This window comes from Chromohalobacter beijerinckii, assembly GCF_023061185.1.
Taxonomy (GTDB): domain Bacteria; phylum Pseudomonadota; class Gammaproteobacteria; order Pseudomonadales; family Halomonadaceae; genus Chromohalobacter; species Chromohalobacter beijerinckii.
Genome location: NZ_JAKGAK010000013.1, coordinates 54,034 through 75,690 on the forward strand (window position 1 = coordinate 54,034; position 21,657 = coordinate 75,690).

General features: G+C 60.5%; 19 protein-coding genes and 2 tRNA genes. 20 read left to right on the forward strand and 1 reads right to left on the reverse strand.

The window, feature by feature from the left end:
- The first annotated feature begins 7 nt into the window (after positions 1–7).
- The 6 genes from dnaJ to greA all read left to right on the forward strand — a co-directional run bounded on the left by dnaJ (position 8) and on the right by greA (position 7,720).
- Positions 8–1,147, forward strand: coding sequence for a molecular chaperone DnaJ (dnaJ, locus tag L1075_RS10930; protein WP_040239951.1), 1,140 nt, complete (start codon positions 8–10; stop codon positions 1,145–1,147).
- 186 nt (positions 1,148–1,333) lie between these two features.
- Positions 1,334–1,624, forward strand: a complete 291-nt coding sequence (locus L1075_RS10935) for a DUF2218 domain-containing protein (RefSeq protein ID WP_040239948.1) — start codon at positions 1,334–1,336, stop codon at positions 1,622–1,624.
- Positions 1,625–1,745: 121 nt separating this feature from the next.
- Positions 1,746–2,555 carry a 4-hydroxy-tetrahydrodipicolinate reductase gene (gene dapB / locus L1075_RS10940; RefSeq protein WP_040239945.1) on the forward strand — a complete coding sequence of 270 codons (810 nt, stop codon included), beginning with the start codon at positions 1,746–1,748 and terminating at the stop codon, positions 2,553–2,555.
- Positions 2,556–2,798: 243 nt separating this feature from the next.
- Entirely contained in the window at positions 2,799–3,944 is a 1,146-nt protein-coding gene (carA, locus tag L1075_RS10945) for a glutamine-hydrolyzing carbamoyl-phosphate synthase small subunit (RefSeq protein WP_246941821.1), read from the forward strand.
- 72 nt (positions 3,945–4,016) lie between these two features.
- A complete protein-coding gene (gene carB / locus L1075_RS10950; protein ID WP_246941824.1) occupies positions 4,017–7,247 on the forward strand; it encodes a carbamoyl-phosphate synthase large subunit in 3,231 nt (1,076 codons plus the stop codon).
- A complete protein-coding gene (gene greA, locus L1075_RS10955; protein ID WP_040239937.1) occupies positions 7,244–7,720 on the forward strand; it encodes a transcription elongation factor GreA in 477 nt (158 codons plus the stop codon). The genes carB and greA overlap by 4 nt, the downstream gene beginning before the upstream one ends.
- Before the next feature lie 78 nt (positions 7,721–7,798).
- Here the strand turns inward: greA and yhbY are convergent, their stop codons facing one another.
- Positions 7,799–8,125 carry a ribosome assembly RNA-binding protein YhbY gene (yhbY, locus tag L1075_RS10960; RefSeq protein ID WP_040239934.1) on the reverse strand — a complete coding sequence of 109 codons (327 nt, stop codon included), beginning with the start codon at positions 8,123–8,125 and terminating at the stop codon, positions 7,799–7,801.
- A gap of 257 nt (positions 8,126–8,382) precedes the next feature.
- Here yhbY and rlmE point away from each other — a divergent pair, with 257 nt between their 5' ends.
- From rlmE to rpsO, 14 genes are all read left to right on the forward strand, one after another.
- Positions 8,383–9,015: a 23S rRNA (uridine(2552)-2'-O)-methyltransferase RlmE gene (rlmE, locus tag L1075_RS10965; protein ID WP_246894405.1), complete on the forward strand. Its 633-nt coding sequence runs from the start codon at positions 8,383–8,385 to the stop codon at positions 9,013–9,015.
- Between the two features lie 138 nt (positions 9,016–9,153).
- On the forward strand, positions 9,154–11,118 hold the full coding sequence (gene ftsH, locus L1075_RS10970) for an ATP-dependent zinc metalloprotease FtsH (protein ID WP_040239930.1): 1,965 nt from the start codon (positions 9,154–9,156) through the stop codon (positions 11,116–11,118).
- A gap of 141 nt (positions 11,119–11,259) precedes the next feature.
- Complete coding sequence (gene folP, locus L1075_RS10975) at positions 11,260–12,108, forward strand: dihydropteroate synthase (RefSeq protein WP_052444882.1); 849 nt, start codon at positions 11,260–11,262, stop codon at positions 12,106–12,108.
- Positions 12,105–13,466, forward strand: coding sequence for a phosphoglucosamine mutase (glmM, locus tag L1075_RS10980; RefSeq protein WP_040239927.1), 1,362 nt, complete (start codon positions 12,105–12,107; stop codon positions 13,464–13,466). Before folP ends, glmM begins: the two co-directional genes overlap by 4 nt.
- 64 nt (positions 13,467–13,530) lie before the next feature.
- Positions 13,531–14,280, forward strand: a complete 750-nt coding sequence (gene tpiA / locus L1075_RS10985) for a triose-phosphate isomerase (RefSeq protein WP_040239923.1) — start codon at positions 13,531–13,533, stop codon at positions 14,278–14,280.
- A 4-nt stretch (positions 14,281–14,284) separates the two neighbouring features.
- Positions 14,285–14,644: a preprotein translocase subunit SecG gene (secG, locus tag L1075_RS10990; RefSeq protein ID WP_075369692.1), complete on the forward strand. Its 360-nt coding sequence runs from the start codon at positions 14,285–14,287 to the stop codon at positions 14,642–14,644.
- A gap of 139 nt (positions 14,645–14,783) precedes the next feature.
- A tRNA-Leu gene (locus tag L1075_RS10995) sits at positions 14,784–14,870 on the forward strand.
- 107 nt (positions 14,871–14,977) lie between these two features.
- A tRNA-Met gene (locus tag L1075_RS11000) sits at positions 14,978–15,054 on the forward strand.
- A 136-nt stretch (positions 15,055–15,190) separates the two neighbouring features.
- On the forward strand, positions 15,191–15,652 hold the full coding sequence (gene rimP, locus L1075_RS11005; protein ID WP_040239917.1) for a ribosome maturation factor RimP: 462 nt from the start codon (positions 15,191–15,193) through the stop codon (positions 15,650–15,652).
- Between the two features lie 26 nt (positions 15,653–15,678).
- The gene (nusA, locus tag L1075_RS11010) at positions 15,679–17,172 is read left to right on the forward strand and encodes a transcription termination factor NusA (protein ID WP_040239916.1); all 1,494 of its coding nucleotides are present in this window, start codon (positions 15,679–15,681) and stop codon (positions 17,170–17,172) included.
- Between the two features lie 27 nt (positions 17,173–17,199).
- Positions 17,200–19,755 carry a translation initiation factor IF-2 gene (infB, locus tag L1075_RS11015; protein ID WP_040239913.1) on the forward strand — a complete coding sequence of 852 codons (2,556 nt, stop codon included), beginning with the start codon at positions 17,200–17,202 and terminating at the stop codon, positions 19,753–19,755.
- Positions 19,756–19,811: 56 nt separating this feature from the next.
- Positions 19,812–20,204, forward strand: coding sequence for a 30S ribosome-binding factor RbfA (rbfA, locus tag L1075_RS11020; protein WP_040239911.1), 393 nt, complete (start codon positions 19,812–19,814; stop codon positions 20,202–20,204).
- Positions 20,204–21,127, forward strand: a complete 924-nt coding sequence (gene truB, locus L1075_RS11025; RefSeq protein WP_040239909.1) for a tRNA pseudouridine(55) synthase TruB — start codon at positions 20,204–20,206, stop codon at positions 21,125–21,127. Before rbfA ends, truB begins: the two co-directional genes overlap by 1 nt.
- Before the next feature lie 171 nt (positions 21,128–21,298).
- Positions 21,299–21,568, forward strand: a complete 270-nt coding sequence (rpsO, locus tag L1075_RS11030; protein WP_040239907.1) for a 30S ribosomal protein S15 — start codon at positions 21,299–21,301, stop codon at positions 21,566–21,568.
- The last annotated feature ends 89 nt before the right edge of the window (positions 21,569–21,657 follow it).

Sequence of the window (21,657 nt, forward strand, 5' to 3'; positions counted from 1 at the left end):
ACCATCCATGTCCAAGCGTGACTATTACGAAGTATTGGGCATCGAGCGGGGAGCTGATCAGAAAGAGATCAAAAAGGCTTACCGTCGACTCGCCCAGAAGTACCATCCGGATCGTAATCCGGATGATGACACCTCGGCGGAGAAGTTCCGCGAAGTCTCCGAGGCTTATGAAGTCCTCGCCGATGAAGAAAAGCGTGCTGCCTATGATCAGTTCGGCCATGCCGGCGTTGATGGTCAAGGGGGCGGCGGCTTCGGTGGCGGCGGCGCCGGAGCAGGCGGATTCAGCGATATCTTCGGCGATGTGTTCGGCGATATCTTCGGGGGCGGCGGTCGTCGCAACCCCAATGCGCCGCAGCGTGGTGCCGACCTGCGCTACAACCTCGAGATCGATCTAGAGGACGCCGTTGCCGGTACCACGGTCGATATTCGCGTACCGCGTCACGTCGCATGTGAGCATTGCGATGGCGATGGCGCCGAGCCGGGTTCCAGCAAGGAGACCTGCCCGACCTGTCACGGTCAGGGTCAGGTGCGCATGCAGCAGGGCTTCTTCGCCGTGCAGCAGACCTGCCCGACCTGTCATGGCGCTGGTCAGAGCATCAAGGTGCCGTGCCGCAAGTGTCATGGTGAAGGTCGCGTGCGCGAAACGCGGACCTTGTCCGTGAAGATCCCTGCCGGGGTCGATACCGGTGATCGGATTCGTCTCAACAACGAAGGTGAATCGGGGCTCAACGGTGGGCCGCCGGGTGACCTTTACGTACAGGCAGCGATCAAGCCGCACCCGATCTTCGAGCGTGACGGTCGCCATCTGCTGTGTGACGTACCGATCAACTTCATCGATGCGACGCTGGGCGGCGAGCTGGAAGTGCCGACCCTGGACGGTCGAGTCAAGTTGAAGATTCCGCCGGAGACGCAAACCGGCAAGATGTTCCGGCTCAAGGGCAAGGGCGTCAAACCGGTTCGCGGCGGCCCGCCAGGCGATCTGTTGTGCAAGGTCGTGGTGGAAACGCCAGTCAACTTGAGCGAGGAACAGAAGGATCTGCTGCGCAGCTTCCAGGAAAGCCTGGACGGCAGCAACAGCCATCACTCGCCTAAGAAGTCGAGCTTCTTCGACGGCGTGAAGAAGTTCTTCGAGGACATGAAGCCGTAGGCGAACCTCGGCATTTTCTCCTCAGACCCCGCCATGGCTTACATGGCGGGGTTTTCTCGTATAAGGGGCTGGCCTCGCTGCACAGGCGAGTGCTGTCTTACCTCGAACGCTTCGTTGCGTGTTGGGAGTGCCCGTGCGTGCCATAATTCGATTACCATTAGAATGCTAATCGAATAGGGAGGCCTTATGTCCGAGTCCCAAGCTGTCGTGTCGACGACATCCGGTTCGCGTTATATCAATCGCCTGTGCAAGCACTGGCAGCACAAGCTGAGCGTTGCCCACGACGAGCATCAGGGGCGCGTCACGTTCGATGGCGGGGTGTGCCACATGCGCGCCGAGGCGGGTGCCTTGCATCTGCAACTGACGGCCGAGGATGCGGCGACCCGTGAGCGCCTCGAAGAGGTCGTCGCGGTGCATCTCGAGCGAATGGCGAACCGCGAGACGCTCGATATTGTCTGGCAGCCTGCTGTGACGTGATGCCGACGTGGCTTCATCCGCGATCACGTCATATTCATGATCGGCGGTGTGCGTGACGGGAATGCGGGACGGTTTGGTATACTCTCCGGTATTCATCGACACGCAATCGCAAGGAGTCCACATGACGCGTATCGCCATCGTCGGCGTCGCCGGGCGCATGGGCCGCACCCTGGTCAATGCCGTACAGCAGGATCCCGAGGCCAGCTTGGCGGGAGGCATCGTCGAGCCCGGTAGCTCATTGGTCGGTGCCGATCTGGGCGAGCTCGCCGGTGCTGGGCGCTTGGGCGTGAACGCCACGGATGACCCGGCTGCCATCGTCGATGCCTTCGATGTGCTGATCGACTTCACCACGCCTCGGGTCACGTTGGCCAATCTGGCGTTTTGTGCTGAGCACGGCAAGGCCATCGTGATCGGCACCACGGGACTCTCCGACGCCGAGCTCGCCGAGCTCGACGGTTATCGTGACCGCGTTCCCATGGTGTTCGCGCCCAACATGAGCGTCGGCGTCAACCTTACCCTCAAGCTGTTGGAAACCGCTGCTCGGGCGCTGGGTGACGAGGGCTACGATATCGAAGTGAGTGAGGCGCATCATCGCCACAAGGTCGACGCGCCTTCCGGCACGGCGCTGAAGATGGGAGAGGTCGTGGCCAAGGCCTTGAATCGCGACCTCAAGGACGATGGCGTCTTCGAGCGTGTGGGGCAGTGTGGGCCACGCGGCGACAAGGAGATCGGTTTCGCCACCGTGCGTGCCGGCGATATTGTCGGTGAGCATACCGTGATGTTCGCCACCGAGGGCGAGCGCATCGAGATTACGCACAAGGCGTCTAGCCGCATGACTTTCGCCAAGGGCGCGGCGCGTGCGGCGCGCTGGGTCGCATCGCGCGACAGCGGTCGCTACGATATGCAGGACGTACTGGGCCTCAAGGGCTAGTCTACGACCTGTAAATCGCGTATCATCGAGCCAATTTGGCCAAGCAAACGCATTGATGGCCACAGGGATCCGAGCGAATGACAACAAGGCGGGATGAAACCGGGCTTCTTTCAGGTTTCGTCCCGCTTTTTTACGACCCGCGAGCAGCGGTCGTCGATACTCTCAGTGCTCCTTGAATACGAGGGGCCCGGCGGCTCGCCGGCCCTGGCTCAGACTCGCGCATGACAAGGGGAGGACGTTGCGTTGATCAGACCCGCGATATTGGCCTTGGAAGACGGTAGTGTATTTCATGGCAGCGCCATCGGAGCCGATGGGCAAACGAGTGGTGAAGTGGTTTTCAATACGGCCATGACTGGCTATCAGGAAATCCTCACCGACCCCTCCTATACGCGACAAATCGTTACCCTCACTTATCCTCATATCGGCAATACCGGCGTCAACGCCGAGGACATCGAGTCCGCCGCCATCGCTGCGGCCGGTTTGGTGATCCGTGACTTGCCGCTCATGGCCAGCAGCTTCCGTAGTGAGGCGAGCCTCGACGAGTACCTCAAGCGTGGCAACGTGCTGGGCATCGCCGATATCGATACGCGGCGTCTGACGCGACTGTTGCGTGACAAGGGTGCGCAGAACGGTGCGATTCTGGCGGGTAGCGATGCCGAGGGCGAGGATGCCGTCGAGCGGGCCTTGGCTGCCGCGCGCGCCTTTCCCGGCCTCAAAGGCATGGATCTCGCCAAGGAAGTCAGCTGCCGCGACACTTATGAATGGAACGAAGGCGAATGGGCGCTGGGCAGCGGCTACACCGATGCGGCCGAGCGCGAGCGTCCGTTTCATGTGGTGGCGTATGACTATGGGGCGAAGTTCAACATTCTGCGCATGTTGGCCTCGCGGGGATGCCGCCTGACGGTGGTGCCGGCACAGACCCCGGCCGCCGACGTGCTGGCGATGAACCCTGATGGTGTCTTCCTGGCCAATGGGCCTGGCGACCCGGAGCCTTGCGATTACGCCATCGCGGCGATTCGCGAGGTCATCGCCGCCGATGTGCCGCTGTTCGGCATTTGCCTTGGGCACCAACTGCTGGGGTTGGCCTCCGGGGCGCGCACGGTGAAGATGAACAACGGCCATCATGGCGCCAACCATCCGGTCGAGGACCTCGATACCGGCCGGGTAATGATCACCAGCCAGAATCACGGCTTCGCGGTCGACGAAGCGAGTCTGCCGGCCAACGTGCGGGCCACGCACCGTTCGCTGTTCGATGGCACGTTGCAAGGCATCGAGCGTACCGATTGCTCGGCGTTCAGCTTTCAGGGCCATCCCGAGGCCAGCCCCGGCCCGCGCGATGTTGCGCCGCTATTCGACCGCTTCATCGCCTCGATGCAAGCGCGTCGCTAAGGCCCCGCCTCCGCGCGGCGGAGGCGCTTTCACGTTGAGCCGTCGTCAGTCACCAAGTTAGCGGGAATCGTCATGCCGAAACGTACCGACCTTCAAAGCATCCTGATCATCGGCGCTGGGCCCATCGTCATTGGCCAGGCGTGCGAATTCGATTACTCCGGCGCTCAGGCCTGCAAGGCGCTGCGCGAGGAGGGCTATCGGGTCATCCTGGTCAACTCTAATCCGGCCACCATCATGACCGATCCGGTGATGGCGGATGCGACCTATATCGAGCCGATCACCTGGCAGGCGGTGGCCCAGATCATCGAGAAGGAGCGCCCCGACGCCATCCTGCCGACGATGGGTGGGCAGACGGCGCTCAACTGCGCGCTGGATCTCGACAAACATGGCGTGTTGACGCAATACGGCGTGGAGATGATCGGTGCCAATGCCGATGCCATCAATAAGGCCGAAGATCGCGATCTGTTCGACAAGGCCATGAAGAACATCGGCTTGGAGTGTCCCAAGGCCAAAGTCGCCCATCGCATGAGCGAAGCGTGGGAGATCCAGGGCGAGCTGGGCTTCCCGGTGATCATCCGGCCGTCTTATACCATGGGTGGCTCCGGCGGTGGGGTGGCCTACAACAAGGAAGAGTTCGAAGAAATCTGTACGCGGGGGTTCGAGCTTTCCAACAACCATGAGCTGTTGATCGACGAGTCGCTGCTGGGCTGGAAGGAATATGAGATGGAGGTCGTGCGCGACAAGCACGACAACTGCATCATCGTCTGCGCGATCGAGAACTTCGATCCCATGGGTGTGCACACCGGGGACTCCATCACCGTCGCGCCGGCGCAGACGCTGACCGACAAGGAATATCAGATCATGCGTGACGCCTCATTGGCGGTGTTGCGCGAGATCGGTGTCGAGACCGGTGGTTCCAACGTGCAGTTCGGCGTCGATCCGCAGACCGGTCGTGTGGTGGTCATCGAGATGAACCCGCGCGTCAGCCGCTCCTCGGCACTGGCGTCCAAGGCCACCGGCTTTCCGATCGCCAAGATTGCCGCCAAGCTGGCGGTGGGCTACACGCTCGATGAGTTGCAGAACGACATCACCGGCGGCAAGACACCGGCTTCGTTCGAGCCGTCCATCGACTACGTCGTTACCAAGATTCCACGCTTCACCTTCGAGAAGTTTCCCCAGGCCAATGATCGTCTGACCACGCAGATGAAATCGGTGGGCGAAACCATGGCCATCGGTCGGACCTTTCAGGAGTCATTGCAGAAGGCGCTGCGCGGCTTGGAAATCGGCGTCGATGGCCTGGATCCTAAGGTCACCGATTTCAACGGCGCGGGCATGGCGCTGATCAAGGGCGAGCTGCAGGCCGCCGGTGCCGATCGCATTTTCTTCGTCGCCGATGCGATGCGCGCGGGCATGAGCATCGACGAGGTCTTCGCGCTGACCAATATCGATCGTTGGTTCCTGGTGCAGATCGAGGAACTGGTGCGTCTTGAGCAGCAGACCGCCAGTCGCTCGCTGAACGAGCTGTCGGCGTCGGTGCTATTCCGCCTCAAGCGCAAGGGCTTTGCCGATGCGCGTCTTGCCTCGCTGCTTGGAGTTTCCGAGGAGGAGTTTCGTAAGACACGCCAGAAGCACGGCATTCGTCCGGTCTACAAGCGCGTCGACACCTGCGCGGCCGAGTTCGCCTCCGACACGGCCTACATGTACTCCACCTACGAGGAAGAGTGCGAGGCGGAGGTCAGCGACCGCCAGAAGATCATGGTGTTGGGCGGCGGGCCCAACCGCATCGGACAGGGCATCGAGTTCGACTATTGCTGCGTGCACGCGGCGCTCGCCATGCGCGAGGACGGCTTTGAAACCATCATGGTCAACTGCAACCCGGAAACCGTGTCCACCGATTACGACACCAGTGATCGCCTCTACTTCGAGCCGGTGACGCTCGAGGATGTGCTGGAGATTGCCGACAAGGAAAAGCCCACCGGTGTGATCGTGCAGTTTGGTGGACAGACGCCGCTCAAGCTGGCGCGTGCGCTTGAGGCGGCCGGTGTGCCGATCATCGGTACCACGCCAGATGCGATCGATCGCGCCGAGGATCGCGAGCGCTTCCAGAAGATGATCGATAAGCTGGGTCTCAAGCAGCCGCCCAACGCCACCGCGCGCAGCTTCGAGGATGCCTTCTCCAAGGCCGAGAAGATTGGCTATCCGCTGGTGGTGCGTCCCAGCTACGTGCTGGGAGGCCGCGCCATGGAGATCGTCTATGACGCTTCCGAGCTAGAAAACTACATGACGCATGCGGTCAAGGTCTCCAACGATTCGCCGGTATTGCTGGATCACTTCCTCAATGCGGCCATCGAGGTCGATATCGACGCAGTCAGCGACGGCGAGCAGGTGGTGATCGGCGGCATCATGCAGCATATCGAGCAGGCCGGTGTGCACTCTGGCGACTCGGCGTGCTCGTTACCGCCGTATTCGCTGCCGCCGGAAGTGCAGGACGAGATGCGTGACCAGGTCAAGCGCATGGCGCTGGAGCTCAATGTTGTCGGGCTGATGAACGTGCAGCTCGCCTGGCAGGATGGCGAGATCTACGTCATCGAGGTCAATCCGCGTGCGTCGCGTACGGTGCCTTTCGTGTCCAAGTGCATCGGTACCTCGCTGGCCCAGGTCGCGGCGCGCTGCATGGCCGGGAAGACCCTTGCCGAGCAGGACTTTACCCGCGAACGCTTGCCAGGCTATTACAGCGTCAAGGAAGCCGTCTTCCCGTTCAATAAGTTCCCAGGCGTCGATCCGATCCTGTCACCGGAGATGAAGTCCACCGGTGAAGTGATGGGGAGCGGCGCGACCTTTGCCGAAGCCTTCTACAAGGCGCAGCTCGGTGCGGGCGAGGCGATTCCGCGCTTGAGCGGTGAGCGTCAGGCTTTCCTTTCGGTACGTGACCCAGACAAGAGCGAGATTACCGAGGTGGCTCAATCTCTGCTAGCATTGGGCTTTAGCCTGATCGCGACCCGTGGCACCGCCATCGCTCTCGAAGCGGCTGGCCTCCCGGTCAAGGTCGTCAATAAGGTCTATGAAGGCCGCCCCCATATCGTCGATATGCTCAAAAACGACGAGGTGGCCTATATCGTAAATACGACCGAAGGCCGCCAGGCGATCAGTGATTCTTCCGTGATCCGCCGTACCGCACTCGCTCGCAAGGTCCCTTATGCCACGACGCTGGCTGGGGCGCGGGCGGTGTGTATGGCGCTTGAGTATGGAAATGCAATTACCGTACGGCGGCTGCAGGAACTGCATGCAGGAGCAAGCACATGAATAAGGTCCCGATGACCGTCGCAGGTGAGCAAAGCCTGCGAAAGGAGCTCGAGCACCTCAAGAGCGTGGAGCGTCCCCAGGTGATCAACGCCATTGCCGAGGCGCGTGAACACGGTGATCTCAAGGAGAACGCCGAGTACCATGCTGCGCGGGAGCAGCAAGGGTTCATCGAAGGGCGCATTCAGGAAATCGAAGGCAAGCTGTCCGCGTCGCAGGTGATCGACGTCACCAAGTTGCCCAAGACCGGCAAGGTGATCTTCGGCGTGACGGTCGAGCTGATCAACCTCCAGGACGATGAGGAAGTGCGTTACCGGATCGTCGGCGAAGATGAAGCCGACATCAAAGAAGGGCGGATTTCCGTGACATCGCCGATCGCGCGCGCTCTGATCGGCAAGGAAGAGGGCGATACGGTGTTGGTGCGCACGCCGGGCGGCGATGTCGAATACGAGATTGCCGGGGTCGAGCACCTCTGAGCCAAGCTCGAAGCTTGAAGAAAAACGCCTCGCAGCGCCGCTGCGAGGCGTTTTGTTTTTCCGTTCGCGCGAAGCGCGTCAGCGCCGTCCGTGGTGGTTCTCGAAGCGCTGGATGTTGGATAGCTTGGGGTTGACGCGAGGGTTGCGGCGATAAAGCAGCGCAACCTTGCCGATCGTCTGGACGAGTTCGCTTTGGCTAGACTCGGTCAACTCGTCGAGCACGGTCTGGCGGGCGTCGCGATCGCCGATGGCGAGCTTGATCTTGATCAGCTCGTGGTCTTCCAAGGCGCGAGCGAGCTCGGCCAAAACGCCTTCGGTCAGCCCGTTTTCCGAGACCGTCACCACGGGGTTCAAGTGGTGGCCGATGCTGCGAAATGCTTTCTTTTGTGCCTGTGACAAGCTCATGGTATCGTGACTGTTCCGGGTTGGCGGACACTCGGCGTTTTGCCGAGGGCGTTATCTGAATGCGGCCAAGCCGCAGACCGGCGCAACTGCTATCGTTCGTTTTGGCCTTGTGGCCAGCCTTTGAAGTGTGGCGCCGAGAAAAGATAGAACGCGCCATGTTACGGGGAAAGCGGCGTCTTGGAAAGGCCGTGCCGCCCGCCCAGCTAGCCCGCCCTGCCTTCCGGATGAGTTTAGACCGCTATCGATTTAGGTGACCCGTGGCACGTTCCTCGCATACTAGCAAGAGCTCGGCCTCTTGGCTCAAGGAGCACTTCGACGATCGCTACGTACAGCGCTCGTGGCAAGATGGCTATCGCTCGCGAGCGAGTTACAAGCTACTCGAGCTCGATGCCAAGGATGCGCTGCTCAAGCCAGGCATGACCGTCATCGACCTTGGCGCCGCACCCGGCGGGTGGAGCCAGATTGCTGCCGACAAGGTCGGGGCCAAGGGCTGTGTGGTGGCGTCTGATCTCCTGGAGATGGATGCGTTGGCCGGAGTGACGTTCGTGCAGGGCGACTTCACCGAAATGGATGTGTTGGAGCGAGTTCTTGCCGCCTTGGACGGGCGCCGTGTCGACCTTGTGATGTCCGACATGGCCCCCAATATGAGTGGTATGGCGGCCATCGATCAGCCCCAGGCGATGTATCTCGTCGAACTGGCGCTGGATCTGGCGCGCCAAACCTTATCGCCCGGTGGGCGCTTTCTGGCTAAGGTCTTCCAGGGAGAAGGGTTCGATGCATATTTGAAAGAGCTGCGCAGCAGCTTTCGCAAGGTGACGACTCGCAAGCCGGAGGCCTCGCGTACCCGTTCGCGCGAAGTCTATCTGCTTGCAGAAGGATTCCACGGCTGAGCTTGCGTCCATAGGACTTGCCCTCAGGCGTATCGGCTCGATAGTCATAATGACTTGGTAGTCGGAACGCTTCTTGTGGTGTAGTGTCCAATCTATGGTCCTGCTTGGCAGACAGTTGCATGCAATGAGGGTATTCCCTTGAACGACATGGCGAAGAACCTGATCCTCTGGTTGGTCATCGCGGCAGTGTTGCTGACGGTGTTCAACAACTTCAGTTCCGACAGCTCGCCTCAGGCGATGAGCTACTCTCAATTCGTCGAGCAGGTGCAGAATGACCAAGTGAGCAATGTAACCATCGAAGGTTACACGATCACGGGCGAGCGCGATGATGGCTCGCAATTCCAGACGATCCGTCCGGCGGCGCAAGATCCCAAGTTGATGGATGATCTGCTGGCGCACGATGTCAGTGTGGTCGGTAAGCAGCCGGAAGAGCAGAGCCTGTGGACGCGCCTGCTCGTGGCCAGCTTCCCGATTCTGATCATTTTGGCGATCTTCATCTTCTTCATGCGTCAAATGCAGGGGGGCGCTGGTGGCAAGGGCGGCCCCATGAGCTTCGGTAAGTCCAAAGCCAAGCTGCTGACCCAAGATCAGATCAAAACCACTTTTGCCGACGTAGCCGGTTGTGACGAGGCCAAGGAAGAAGTCGAAGAACTCGTCGACTTCCTCAAGGATCCCAGCAAGTTCCAGCGCTTGGGGGGGCAGATCCCTCGCGGCGTCCTGATGGTGGGACCGCCGGGGACGGGTAAGACGTTGCTGGCCAAGTCGATCTCTGGCGAAGCCAATGTGCCGTTCTTCTCGATCTCGGGCTCCGACTTCGTGGAAATGTTCGTCGGCGTAGGGGCGTCGCGTGTCCGTGACATGTTCGAGCAAGCCAAGAAGCAGGCTCCATGCATCATCTTCATCGATGAGATCGACGCCGTCGGGCGTTCGCGTGGTGCCGGCATGGGCGGCGGCAACGACGAACGCGAGCAGACGCTCAACCAATTGTTGGTCGAGATGGACGGTTTCGAAGCCAACGAAGGCATCATCGTCATCGCCGCGACCAACCGTCCCGATGTGCTCGACCCCGCGCTGACGCGTCCCGGACGTTTCGACCGTCAGGTAGTGGTGGGGCTCCCCGATATTCGCGGTCGCGAGCACATTCTTGGCGTGCATTTGCGTAAGGTGCCGCTGGCGGATGATGTCCAATCTAGCTTCATTGCACGCGGGACGCCGGGTTTCTCCGGTGCCGATCTGGCCAACTTGGTCAATGAGGCCGCCTTGTTCGCTGCGCGTCGCAACAAGCGCCTGGTGGGCATGGACGAGCTCGAAATGGCCAAGGACAAGATCCTGATGGGCGCCGAAAAACGCTCGATGGCCATGTCTGAGAAGGAAAAGAGCAACACTGCGTATCACGAGTCGGGTCACGCCATCATCGGGCTCTTGATGCCTGAGCATGATCCTGTCTACAAGGTGACGATCATCCCGCGTGGCCGTGCGCTGGGTGTAACCATGTTCCTGCCAGAAGAAGACCGGTATAGCCTCTCTCGCCAGCAGATCATCAGTCAGATTTGCTCGTTGTTTGGCGGCCGTCTTGCTGAAGAGATGACCCTGGGGCCGAATGGGGTCACCACGGGTGCATCAAACGACATCAAGCGCGCTACCGAGCTGGCCCATAACATGGTGGCCAAGTGGGGTCTCTCCGAAGAGATGGGGCCGCTGATGTATGACGAGGACGAGTCGCACCAGTTCCTGGGTGGCCCTGGTCAAGGTGGCAAGCTCAAATCTGGCGAGACCACGACACGACTCGACAAAGAAGTGCGTCGGATCATCGATGAGTGCTATTCCAAGGCGCGCCAACTCCTCGAGGACAATCGTGACAAGCTCGATCTGATGGCCGAATCGTTGATGCAATACGAAACCATCGACGCCAACCAGATTCGCGAGATCATGGAAGGTCGTAAGCCGCGTCCGCCCGAGGATTGGGACGACAAGGGACCGACCACCGGGTCGGGGCACGCTGCGGGCACAGCGGCGGACGAAGAATCCGACGCCAGCAGTGACGAAGATGACGACGCGCGTCGTCGCCCCTCTGATCCGTTGGGCGGGCCAGCCGGCCACTAATATCAACTTAGTACCACTTCCCAACGGGCGCCGCATAGCGGCGCCCGTTGGCGTTTGGAGTGTGCTTACACTCCGGCTACCGCATGGTAAGGTAGACGTTTGACGTTGCAACGGCTCTGATCAATGCAAGACCGATACGCCATGCCCAAGCAGTTGCGTTGTGGGCGCCATCAGCTCGATCTCTCGTATCCTCGCGTCATGGGGATCCTCAATGTCACGCCCGATTCGTTTTCCGACGGCGGCCGCCATAACGCCCTGGATGAAGCCGTACGTCACGCCGAAACCATGCTGGCCGAGGGCGCGGCGATCATCGATATCGGTGGCGAATCGACGCGCCCCGGCGCGACACCGGTGCCGCTCCAGGAGGAGCTGGATCGCGTGTTGCCGGTGGTGGAGCGTTTGGTCAACGAGCTGGATGCATTGGTGTCGCTGGATACCAGCCGCGGCGAAGTGATGCGTGAGGCGGCATCGCGGGGCGCGGGCATGATCAATGACGTGCGCAGTCTGCGCTGGCCCGGCGCGCTGGAGGCCGCGGCGGTGAGCGGCCTGCCGGTGTGCGTGATGCATATGCTGGGCGAGCCTACCGACATGCAGCGGGCACCGCATTATGAGGTGCCTATCGAGGAAGCGGTCGCTACGTTCCTTGAGAAGCGTATCGCCGAATGCGAGGCGGCAGGAGTTCGACGCGACCAGTTGGTACTCGACCCAGGCTTTGGTTTCGGCAAGCGTGTCGAACATAACCTGCGCTTGCTGAATCGCATGCAACCATTGACTGAGTTTGGGCTCCCCGTGCTGGCCGGTATGTCACGTAAGAGTATGATTGGCAAAGTGCTGGCGCGTCCCGTCGAGGAGCGCTTGCCGGGCGGCCTGGCGCTCGCCACGATGGCGGTGGAGCGTGGGGCGCGTATCGTGCGCGTCCACGATGTGGGACCGACGGTGGATGCGGTCAATATGACTTGGGCAGTGCTACAGGAAGGCACCGACGCATGACACGACGCTATTTTGGAACCGATGGTATTCGCGGCACGGTGGGGGAGCCCCCCATTACCGCCGATTTCGTATTGAAGCTGGGCTGGGCGATGGGGCGTGTGCTGTCACGCCATACGGGGCGCAAATCGCGCGCCAAGGTGTTGATTGGTAAGGATACGCGGATTTCGGGCTATATGTTCGAGTCTGCCCTGGAAGCGGGGCTATCGGCGGCTGGGGTCGATGTGTCCTTGTTAGGGCCGATGCCCACGCCGGGTATCGCGTACCTGACGCGGACGTTCCGTGCCGATGCGGGCATCGTCATTTCCGCATCACACAATCCGTTTCAGGATAACGGCATCAAGTTCTTCTCCGCCGAGGGCGTCAAGCTTGCCGATGCCGTCGAGGAGGAGATCGAGGCGGAACTCGAGCAGCCGCTATCCACGGTCGCGCCGGCGGCCTTGGGCAAGGCGCTACGTATCTCGGATGCCGCGGGACGTTATATCGAATTCTGCAAGTCTACGGTGCCCGACCGTCTGACGCTGGAAGGCCTGAAGGTGGTGCTTGATTGCGCGCATGGCGCAACCTATCACATCGCGCCCAGCGTGTTACGCGAACTGGGCGCCGAGGTCAGCTTGATCGGCGTCGATCCGGATGGGCTCAATATCAACCAGGGCGTGGGATCCACGCATCCTGACGCCTTGCGTGCAACGGTGATTGAGCGTGGCGCCGACCTCGGCATGGCGTTGGATGGCGATGGCGACCGGGTGATTCTCGTTGATGCCGAAGGGCATGAGGTCGACGGCGACGATATTCTTTATCTGATTGCTCGCGACCGGAAGATGCGCGATATGTTGGGCGGTGGCGTGGTCGGGACGCTGATGTCCAACTTCGGTCTTGCGGCCGCGCTGGAGGCCTTGAGTATTCCCTTTGAGCGGGCCAAGGTCGGAGACCGTTATGTGATGGAGCGCTTGGCGGCCAACGGCTGGCAGCTGGGTGGCGAGTCCTCGGGGCATATCGTCTGCGGTCATGTGCAGTCGACCGGCGATGGGATCGTGTCGGCGCTTCAAGTGCTAGCGATCATGGTACGCGAATCATCGTCGCTGTCGGGCCTGCTCAAGGGTTTCGAGAAAGCGCCGCAGGCGTTGGTCAACGTACGCCTGACCTCCGATGTCGATAATGAGGCGCTGTTGGCCAATGAGCAGGTGCGCCATGCCGTTGCCTCAGTCGAGGCGGAGCTGGGCGACGAAGGGCGTGTATTGTTGCGCCCTTCGGGCACCGAACCCTTGATCCGAGTCATGGTTGAAGGGCGTCCCCATTTCGACGTCGATGCGCTAGCCAAGCGTATTGCGGACGATATCGAAGGGCAAATGGCGCGCTGAGGCGCGCATATTGTGTTGTCAATACGCCTCCTATACCATGGCGCTCCATTCGGAGGACTATTCTATGCGCACGCCGCTGATCGCGGGCAATTGGAAGATGAACGGCTCGCACGCACTGGTGGACGCGTTCGGTCGTGCCTTCGCCGACGCCGCGCTTCCCGAATCGCTGGATGTCGCAGTATTGCCGCCATTTCCTTATCTCGATGCGGCACGTCGCGCGTTGGCCGACGTATCCGTGCAGCTCGGTGCGCAGACGCTCAATCCGTCGCATGCCGGTGCGCACACTGGCGAGGTCAGTGGGCGTATGCTCAAAGAGTTTGGTGTCGACTATGTGCTCGTCGGCCATTCGGAGCGGCGTGCGCTCTACCGGGAAACCGATGATGAGGTCTATGACCGCTTGCTGGCAGCATTGGATGTCGGGATTCAGCCGATTTTGTGCGTCGGCGAGACGCTCGAGGAGCGCGATGCAGGGCATACCTTTGATGTCGTGCTGCGCCAGGTCGGCCATGCGTTGGCTCCCCTCGAGCCCGAGCAGCGCGCTCGGGTAACGATCGCTTACGAGCCGGTGTGGGCCATCGGTACGGGACGCACGGCGACGCCTGAGCAAGCGCAGGACGTCATGGCCGCTATTCGCGAGTACCAGTCCGGTTTCGATCCAGACCTGGCGCAAGCAATGCGTCTGCTTTACGGCGGCAGCATGAGCGCGGCCAACGCGGCTGAACTGCTGGCTCAGCCGGACATCGACGGCGGCCTGGTGGGTGGTGCTTCGCTCAAGGTCGACGATTTTCTAGCCATTTGTCATTCAGCAAGGTAGCGCGATGTATATTGGGGTGTTGTTGGTTCATGTGGCGATCGCCATTGCCCTGGTGGTGTTGGTGTTGCTGCAGCAGGGCAAGGGGGCCGACGCTGGCGCGTCCTTTGGGGGCGGTGCTTCGCAAACGGTCTTCGGGTCGCAAGGCAGCGGTAATTTCCTGGCAAAGTTGACAGGAGTGCTGGCGGCGATTTTCTTCGTGACTTCGCTGGGCCTGGCATACTTCGTCTCGCAGGCAGGAGACGCACCACAGGAAGGTGTGCCCGACGCGCAGGCCGTCGAGCAACAAAATTCCTCGCAGTCTATTGACGAAGAGGCAGATAGCGAGGAGAATACAGCGCCAGTACTCGAGGACGGCGGCGAATAAATGCAATGTCGTCATTGAGTTAGCTCATCGAACAATGTGCGAGGCCAAGATGGCTGGCATCACGATGAGCGGTTTAGCAGGTGAAGCGACACAAGCGAAGGTATCAAACGTTTTGTGCCGAGGTAGCCTGGCCCCTGTTGCCGAAGTGGTGGAATTGGTAGACACGCTATCTTGAGGGGGTAGTGGCCTCATGGTCGTGCGGGTTCAAGTCCCGCCTTCGGCACCACATTGAGTCAATGTAAGCTGTTGACCCAATTAAAGATTGGCACGATATGACGATGGTTCGGCACCTTGACCTTTCAAGAGGTGGCCAGTATAATCGTCAGCCATTGATGCGGGGTGGAGCAGTCTGGTAGCTCGTCGGGCTCATAACCCGAAGGTCGTCGGTTCAAATCCGGCCCCCGCTACCAAGTTTTTTACGAAAGGCCCCTTCCTATGAAGGGGCTTTTTGTTATCACTTGCGACGATAACGCCAATCAGCCACCTAGCTTTCCTCTTTACTCCTGGTCAGGTGCCTGATGCAACTGCTAGTGGGAGCCTCCGTCTGTGGCAAATAAGCACGCTGCATTGAATACGCTCATCGAGCCGGTCGTGACGGCCATGGGTTTCGATCTCTGGGGGGTCGACTACCTTGCCCAGGGTAAGCATTCCCGTCTGGTGATCTATATCGAAAGCGCCGAGGGCGTGACCGTGGATGACTGCGCGTCAGTCAGCCGTCAAGTCAGTGGCGTGTTGGATGTAGAAGACCCCATTGCGGGAGAATATCGCTTGGAGGTCTCATCGCCGGGGATGGATCGGCCCCTGTTTACGCTCGATCAGTTCGCGCGTTTCAAGGGCAGCCATGTCAAGGTGAAGTTGAGCGTCCCCTTCGAAGGGCGTCGCAAGTTTCAGGGACAACTGGCGGGTGTCGAGGGCGACGAGATTCTGCTGCAACTCGACGGACAAGAATATTGCTTTCCAGTCGAAAGCATCGAGCAGGCGCGGGTGGTGCCTCAGTTCGATAATTAAGGACAGCTTTTCTACGAGGCATAGGCATGAGTAAAGAGATTCTGCTAGTCGTGGATGCGATCTCGAACGAAAAGGGGGTGCCGCGAGAAGTGATCTTCGAGGCCGTGGAGTCGGCGCTGGCGAGTGCATCGCGCAAGCGTTTCGACGGCCAGGAAGTGAGCGCCCGCGTCAAGATCGACCGTGTGACTGGCGACTATGAAACCTTCCGTCGCTGGACCGTCGTCGACGACGACGCGTTCGAGAATCCGGACAGCGAGATTCCGTTCTCCGAGGCAGAGCGTCGCGATCCGCCGCTGGCCCTAGGCGATGTGGTCGAAGAACAGGTCGAGTCGGTAGCTTTTGGGCGCATCGCTGCCCAAACCGCTAAGCAGGTCATCGTGCAGAAAGTGCGCGAAGCCGAACGAGCCGAGGTCGTGCGCCAATACGCCGAGCGTGAGGGCGAACTGGTGGCAGGTATCGTCAAAAAGACCACGCGTGAAGGGTTGGTAGTCGATCTGGGAGAGAACGCCGAGGCGTTCCTCCCGCGTAGTGAAATGATTCCCGGCGAGCGTTACCGCATGAACGAGCGGGTACGTGCACTGTTGTGGAAGGTCGATGCCGAGGCGCGTGGCTCGCAGTTGATTCTGACGCGTACGCGTCCTGAGATGATCGTCGAGCTTTTCAAGATAGAAGTACCTGAAATTGCTGAGCAATTGATCGAGATCAAAGGGGCGGCGCGCGATCCAGGCGCACGCGCCAAGATCGCGGTGAAGACCAACGACAAGCGTATCGATCCGGTCGGTGCGTGTGTCGGCATGCGCGGTTCGCGTGTGCAAGCGGTGTCCAATGAGCTGGGTAACGAGCGCGTGGACATCATTACGTGGGACGACAACCCGGCGCAATTGGTGATCAACGCCATGGCGCCTGCGGAAGTCGGTTCCATTCTTGTCGACGAAGACGCCCACTCCATGGATGTCGCCGTCGCCGAGGATAACCTGGCGCAGGCCATCGGCCGCAGCGGCCAGAACGTTCGCCTGGCTTCCGAGCTGACGGGCTGGACGCTCAACGTGATGACCGAGGAAGAGGCCGAAGGCAAGCGCGAGCAAGAAATCGACAGCCTGATCGAGTACTTCATCAATCATCTCGAAGTCGACGAGGAACTGGCTCGTCTGCTGGTCGAGGAAGGCTTTACCTCGCTCGAAGAGCTGGCTTACGTGCCGCTCGAGGAATTGCTCGAAATCGAGGAATTGGATGAAGCACTGATCGAAACGCTGCGCGCTCGAGCCAAGGACGAGTTGCTGACGCTGGCCATTGCCTCAGAGGAGGCACTGGACGGTGCGCAGCCTGACGACGACCTCCTTGAAATGGAGGGCATGGAGCGTCACTTGGCATTCACGCTCGCCAGCCGAGGGATCGTTACTCGTGAGGATTTGGCCGAGCAGTCCATCGATGATCTCAAGGACATCGACGATGTGGACGAAGAGCGCGCTGCGGCGCTGATAATGACCGCTCGTGCGCCTTGGTTCGAGAGCGAACAGTAATCTGGTCACGGGCTCAGGAGGGTCGTAATGTCAGACATGACCGTTAAGGATTTTGCCAGTAAGGTGGGACGCGATGTGTCCCGTCTACTGGAGCAGATGAAAGAAGCAGGACTCCCTCACAAGGCCGAAAGCGATGCGGTATCCGAGGAGGACAAACAGCGCCTTCTCGATCACCTGACGCGTAGCCATGGTGGGGATAGCGGCGCGACGAAGAATCGTGTGACGTTGACACGTAATACCAAGAGCCGGATCCGTAGTGGCGATGGTCGCGGCAAGGCCATCGATGTACAGGTGCGCAAGAAGCGTACTTACGTCAAGCGCGAGCCGGAGCCGACCGAAGAAGCACCGGCCGAGGAAGCCGGTCCGCGTCAGTTGGTCGGTGACATGGCCGATGCCAAGCAGGCTCAGGCCGCCCAGGCTGCCGAAGCCGCTAAGGCGGAACAGGCCGCTGCGGAAGAGGCCGAACGGGCGAAGGCACAAGAGCCGGCACAAGACGCTCAGCCATCCGAGACCGCCAAGCCGGCTGAAAGTGAGGCCCCGAGCACACCGGACACCCCCGTGCCCGAAGACATTGCCACACCGGCACCCGCGAGCGAGCCCTACGTCGAAGCGCCACCGAAAGAGCCACGCACACCGAATCGTCGCGGTCAGACTCCTCACAAGAAAGAGTCCGAGCGTGGCCGCAAAGGTGGTCGTGACGATGATGACGAGCGTCGTGAGCGTCGTCGCGGCAATGCCAAGAAAGCCAAGCGCTCCGAGCGTCGTGGTGGTCGTCGTGGTAGCGGCGGTCGTGATAATCAGCATGGCTTCCAGAAGCCGACGCAGCCCATCGTCCGTGAAGTTGGCATTCCTGAGTCGATCAGCGTTGCCGAGCTGGCCGACAAGATGTCGATCAAGGCCAATGAGGTCATCAAGGCGATGTTCACCATGGGTGCGGCGGTGACCATCAACCAGACCATCGACCAAGACACGGCGGCCATCGTCGTCGAAGAGATGGGCCACAAGCCCAAGCTGGTCAAGGACGATGCGCTGGAGACGGAAGTGCTCGAGGCCATCTCCTACGAAGGCGAAGAGATTACTCGTGCGCCGGTCGTCACCGTCATGGGTCACGTCGACCACGGCAAGACCTCGCTGCTCGACTATATCCGTCGCACCAAGGTTGCAACCGGGGAAGCCGGCGGTATCACGCAGCACATCGGTGCCTATCACGTCGAGGACCAGCACGGTGGCGTGACCTTCCTCGACACTCCAGGCCACGCGGCGTTCACCGCCATGCGTGCTCGCGGTGCTCAGGCGACCGATGTTGTCATCCTGGTCGTTGCGGCCGACGATGGCGTCATGCCGCAGACCGTCGAGGCGATCGAGCATTCAAAAGCGGCCGGCGTGCCGATGGTGGTGGCGGTCAACAAGGTCGATAAGGAAGGTGCGGATTTCGACCGTATCCGCAATGAGCTGTCTCAACACGGTGTGATCTCCGAGGAATGGGGCGGCGATACGCAGTTCGTACACGTCTCAGCCAAGACCGGTGACGGCATCGATGCACTGCTCGAGGCGGTACTGCTGGTCTCCGAAGTGCTCGAGCTCAAGGCGGTGCCGGAAGCACCTGCCAAAGGCGTCGTCGTTGAATCTCAGCTGGACAAGGGCCGCGGTCCGGTGGCGACCGTGCTGGTGCAGAACGGCACGCTCAAGCGGGGCGATATCGTCTTGGCTGGTTTGCACTATGGTCGCGTTCGAGCGCTGGTCAACGAGACCGGCACGCGCGTGGAAGAGGTCGGCCCGGCCATGCCGGTCGAGATCCAGGGGCTCGATGGTACGCCCGAAGCCGGTGACGAGTTCATCGTCGTCGCCGACGAGAAGAAGGCACGTGAAGTCGCCAACTTCCGTCAGGGCAAGTACCGCGAAGTGCGCCTGGCTCGCCAGCAGAAAGCCAAGCTGGAGAACATGTTCAGCCAGATGGGCCAGGACGAAGTGGCCAAGGTCAACATCGTCCTCAAAGTCGATGTTCAAGGTTCCTTGGAAGCGATTCGCGGTGCCCTGGAAGAACTCTCCACCGAGGAGGTCAAGGTCGCAGTCGTGTCTTCGGGTGTCGGCGGTATCACCGGTACCGATGCCAACTTGGCGGTGGCCAGTGACGCCATTCTGGTCGGTTTCAACGTGCGTGCCGATGTGTCTGCGCGGGAAATCGTCGAACGAGAAGGCTTGGATCTGCGCTATTACAGCGTGATCTATCACCTCATCGACGAGGTCAAGCAAGCCATGAGTGGCATGCTGGCGCCGGAGTGGAAGGAAGAGATCGTCGGCGTGGCCGAAGTTCGTGAGGTGTTCCGTGCGCCCAAGATCGGCGCCGTGGCAGGCTGTATGGTCGTCGAAGGCACCGTGCATCGTCACAAGCGGATCCGCGTACTGCGCGAGAACGTCGTCATCTACGAAGGCGAGCTGGAATCCCTGCGTCGCTACAAGGATGACCTTGGCGAGGTCCGCAGCGGTATGGAATGCGGTATCGGTGTCAAGAACTACAACGACGTTCAGGTCGGCGACAAGATCGAGGTCTTCGATCAGGTCAAGGTCGAGCGTAGCCTGTAAGGCATGGCGGACGACGTGTCGTCCGTCATCCGAATGGCGAATCGCGGGAGATAACGATGCGCGAATTCAAACGTACCGATCGTGTGGCCGATCAACTCCAGCAGGAGTTGGCTACCCTCATCCAGCGTGAGATCAAGGATCCACGCCTGGGGATGGTCACCGTGAGTGCGGTGAAGGTCAGCCGCGATCTGGGCTACGCTGACATCTACATCACACTGTTGGGTGAAAACGATGCCACGCGCATCGATGAAAACCTCAAGGTATTGCGTCATGCGAGGGGTTTTTTGCGCAGTCAGATCGCCAATCGCGTCAAACTACGGCATGTGCCGGAACTGCGCTTTCATTACGATGAAAGCGTTGTGCGTGGTCAGCGTCTGTCATCCTTGATCGACGAGGCGGTGGCCGATGATCGCCGGCGTCACGAAGATGATGAAGACGAGGTACGTTGATGGCGCGACGTCGTCGTGGCATACCGGTGGATGGCGTGCTACTGCTCGATAAGGCGCAGGGCATTTCGTCTAACCATGCCTTGCAGCAGGTGCGCCGTCTGTATGAGGCGCAAAAGGCTGGCCATACCGGTACGCTGGACCCAATGGCGACTGGCTTGCTGCCGATCTGCTTTGGCGAGGCGACCAAGTTTTCTGCCTATTTGCTCGATGCCGACAAGACGTACCGTACGCATGTCAGGCTCGGCGAGACCACCGATAGCGGTGATGCAGAAGGCACTTTGGTTGAACGTCATTCGGTCCCGGCCCTCGTCGAGCAAGATATCGAGGCCGTGCTGGCGAGGTTCCGCGGTGACATCGAGCAGATTCCGCCAATGTACTCGGCGCTCAAGCACCAGGGGCGCCCTCTCTACGAGCTGGCTCGCGAAGGCAAGCAGGTCGAGCGTGCGGCGCGCCGCGTGAGAGTTTATGATATGCGCCTGCTGTCGTGTGAGGCCGAAGGCTTCGAGCTTGAGGTCCGCTGTAGCAAGGGCACCTACATCCGTACCCTGGCTGAGGATATCGGTCGGGCGCTAGGCTGTGGTGCGCATATTACGTCCCTGCGTCGGCTGCGTAGCGGACCTTTCGATGCCGATGCCATGCAGGGCTTCGAGGCGCTCGAGCAAATGGACGGGGCCTCGCGTCAGGCGAGGCTGCTGCCTGTCGATGCGATGCTGCCCCATGTGCCAGCGCTTGAGGTGGCAGCGATCGAATCGCGGCGGCTTCTTCAGGGACAGCGGGCTCGAGTGGATACCGGAGCGTTGGCTCCGGACGAGACGGCGCGTCTATATCACGACGGCGCTTTTCTAGGGCTCGTGAGCGTTACGACACCTGGGGAAGTCATGCCGCGACGCTTACGGAATACCGCCTCGCCCGTTCGCGAGTGAGGCGTGATACTCGGCGCGTGCCATGTGCGCCGGGCGGACCGATACCATCGGTGTGCATGAAGGCCAGGCCTTTAACATGGCGCCCGTATTTCGCGGGCAGTACCTGGAGACTGCAAATATGCGTGGTCTCCGACATTCATTGCTCAGGCATATTGTTTACTGGAGAGAGAAATGGCACTGACCGCTGAACAGAAAGCCGCCATCGTTGACGAATACGGTCGTGGCGAAAGCGATACCGGTTCCCCTGAAGTACAGGTGGCTCTGCTATCCGCCAACATCGATGGCTTGCAGGATCACTTCAAGAGCAACAAGCAGGATCACCATTCTCGTCGTGGTCTGATTCGCATGGTCAACCAGCGTCGCAAGCTGCTGGATTACCTGAAGCGCAAGGATCTCGGGCGTTATCAGTCGTTGATCCAGCGTCTCGGCCTGCGCCGCTAAGGAAAGTCTCGTTCGCGACAAAGCAGGTGTGGATGCCATGAAGGTACTGCACCTGCATGCCAGGGTCGCGAAGGTCTTTCACGTGAGCA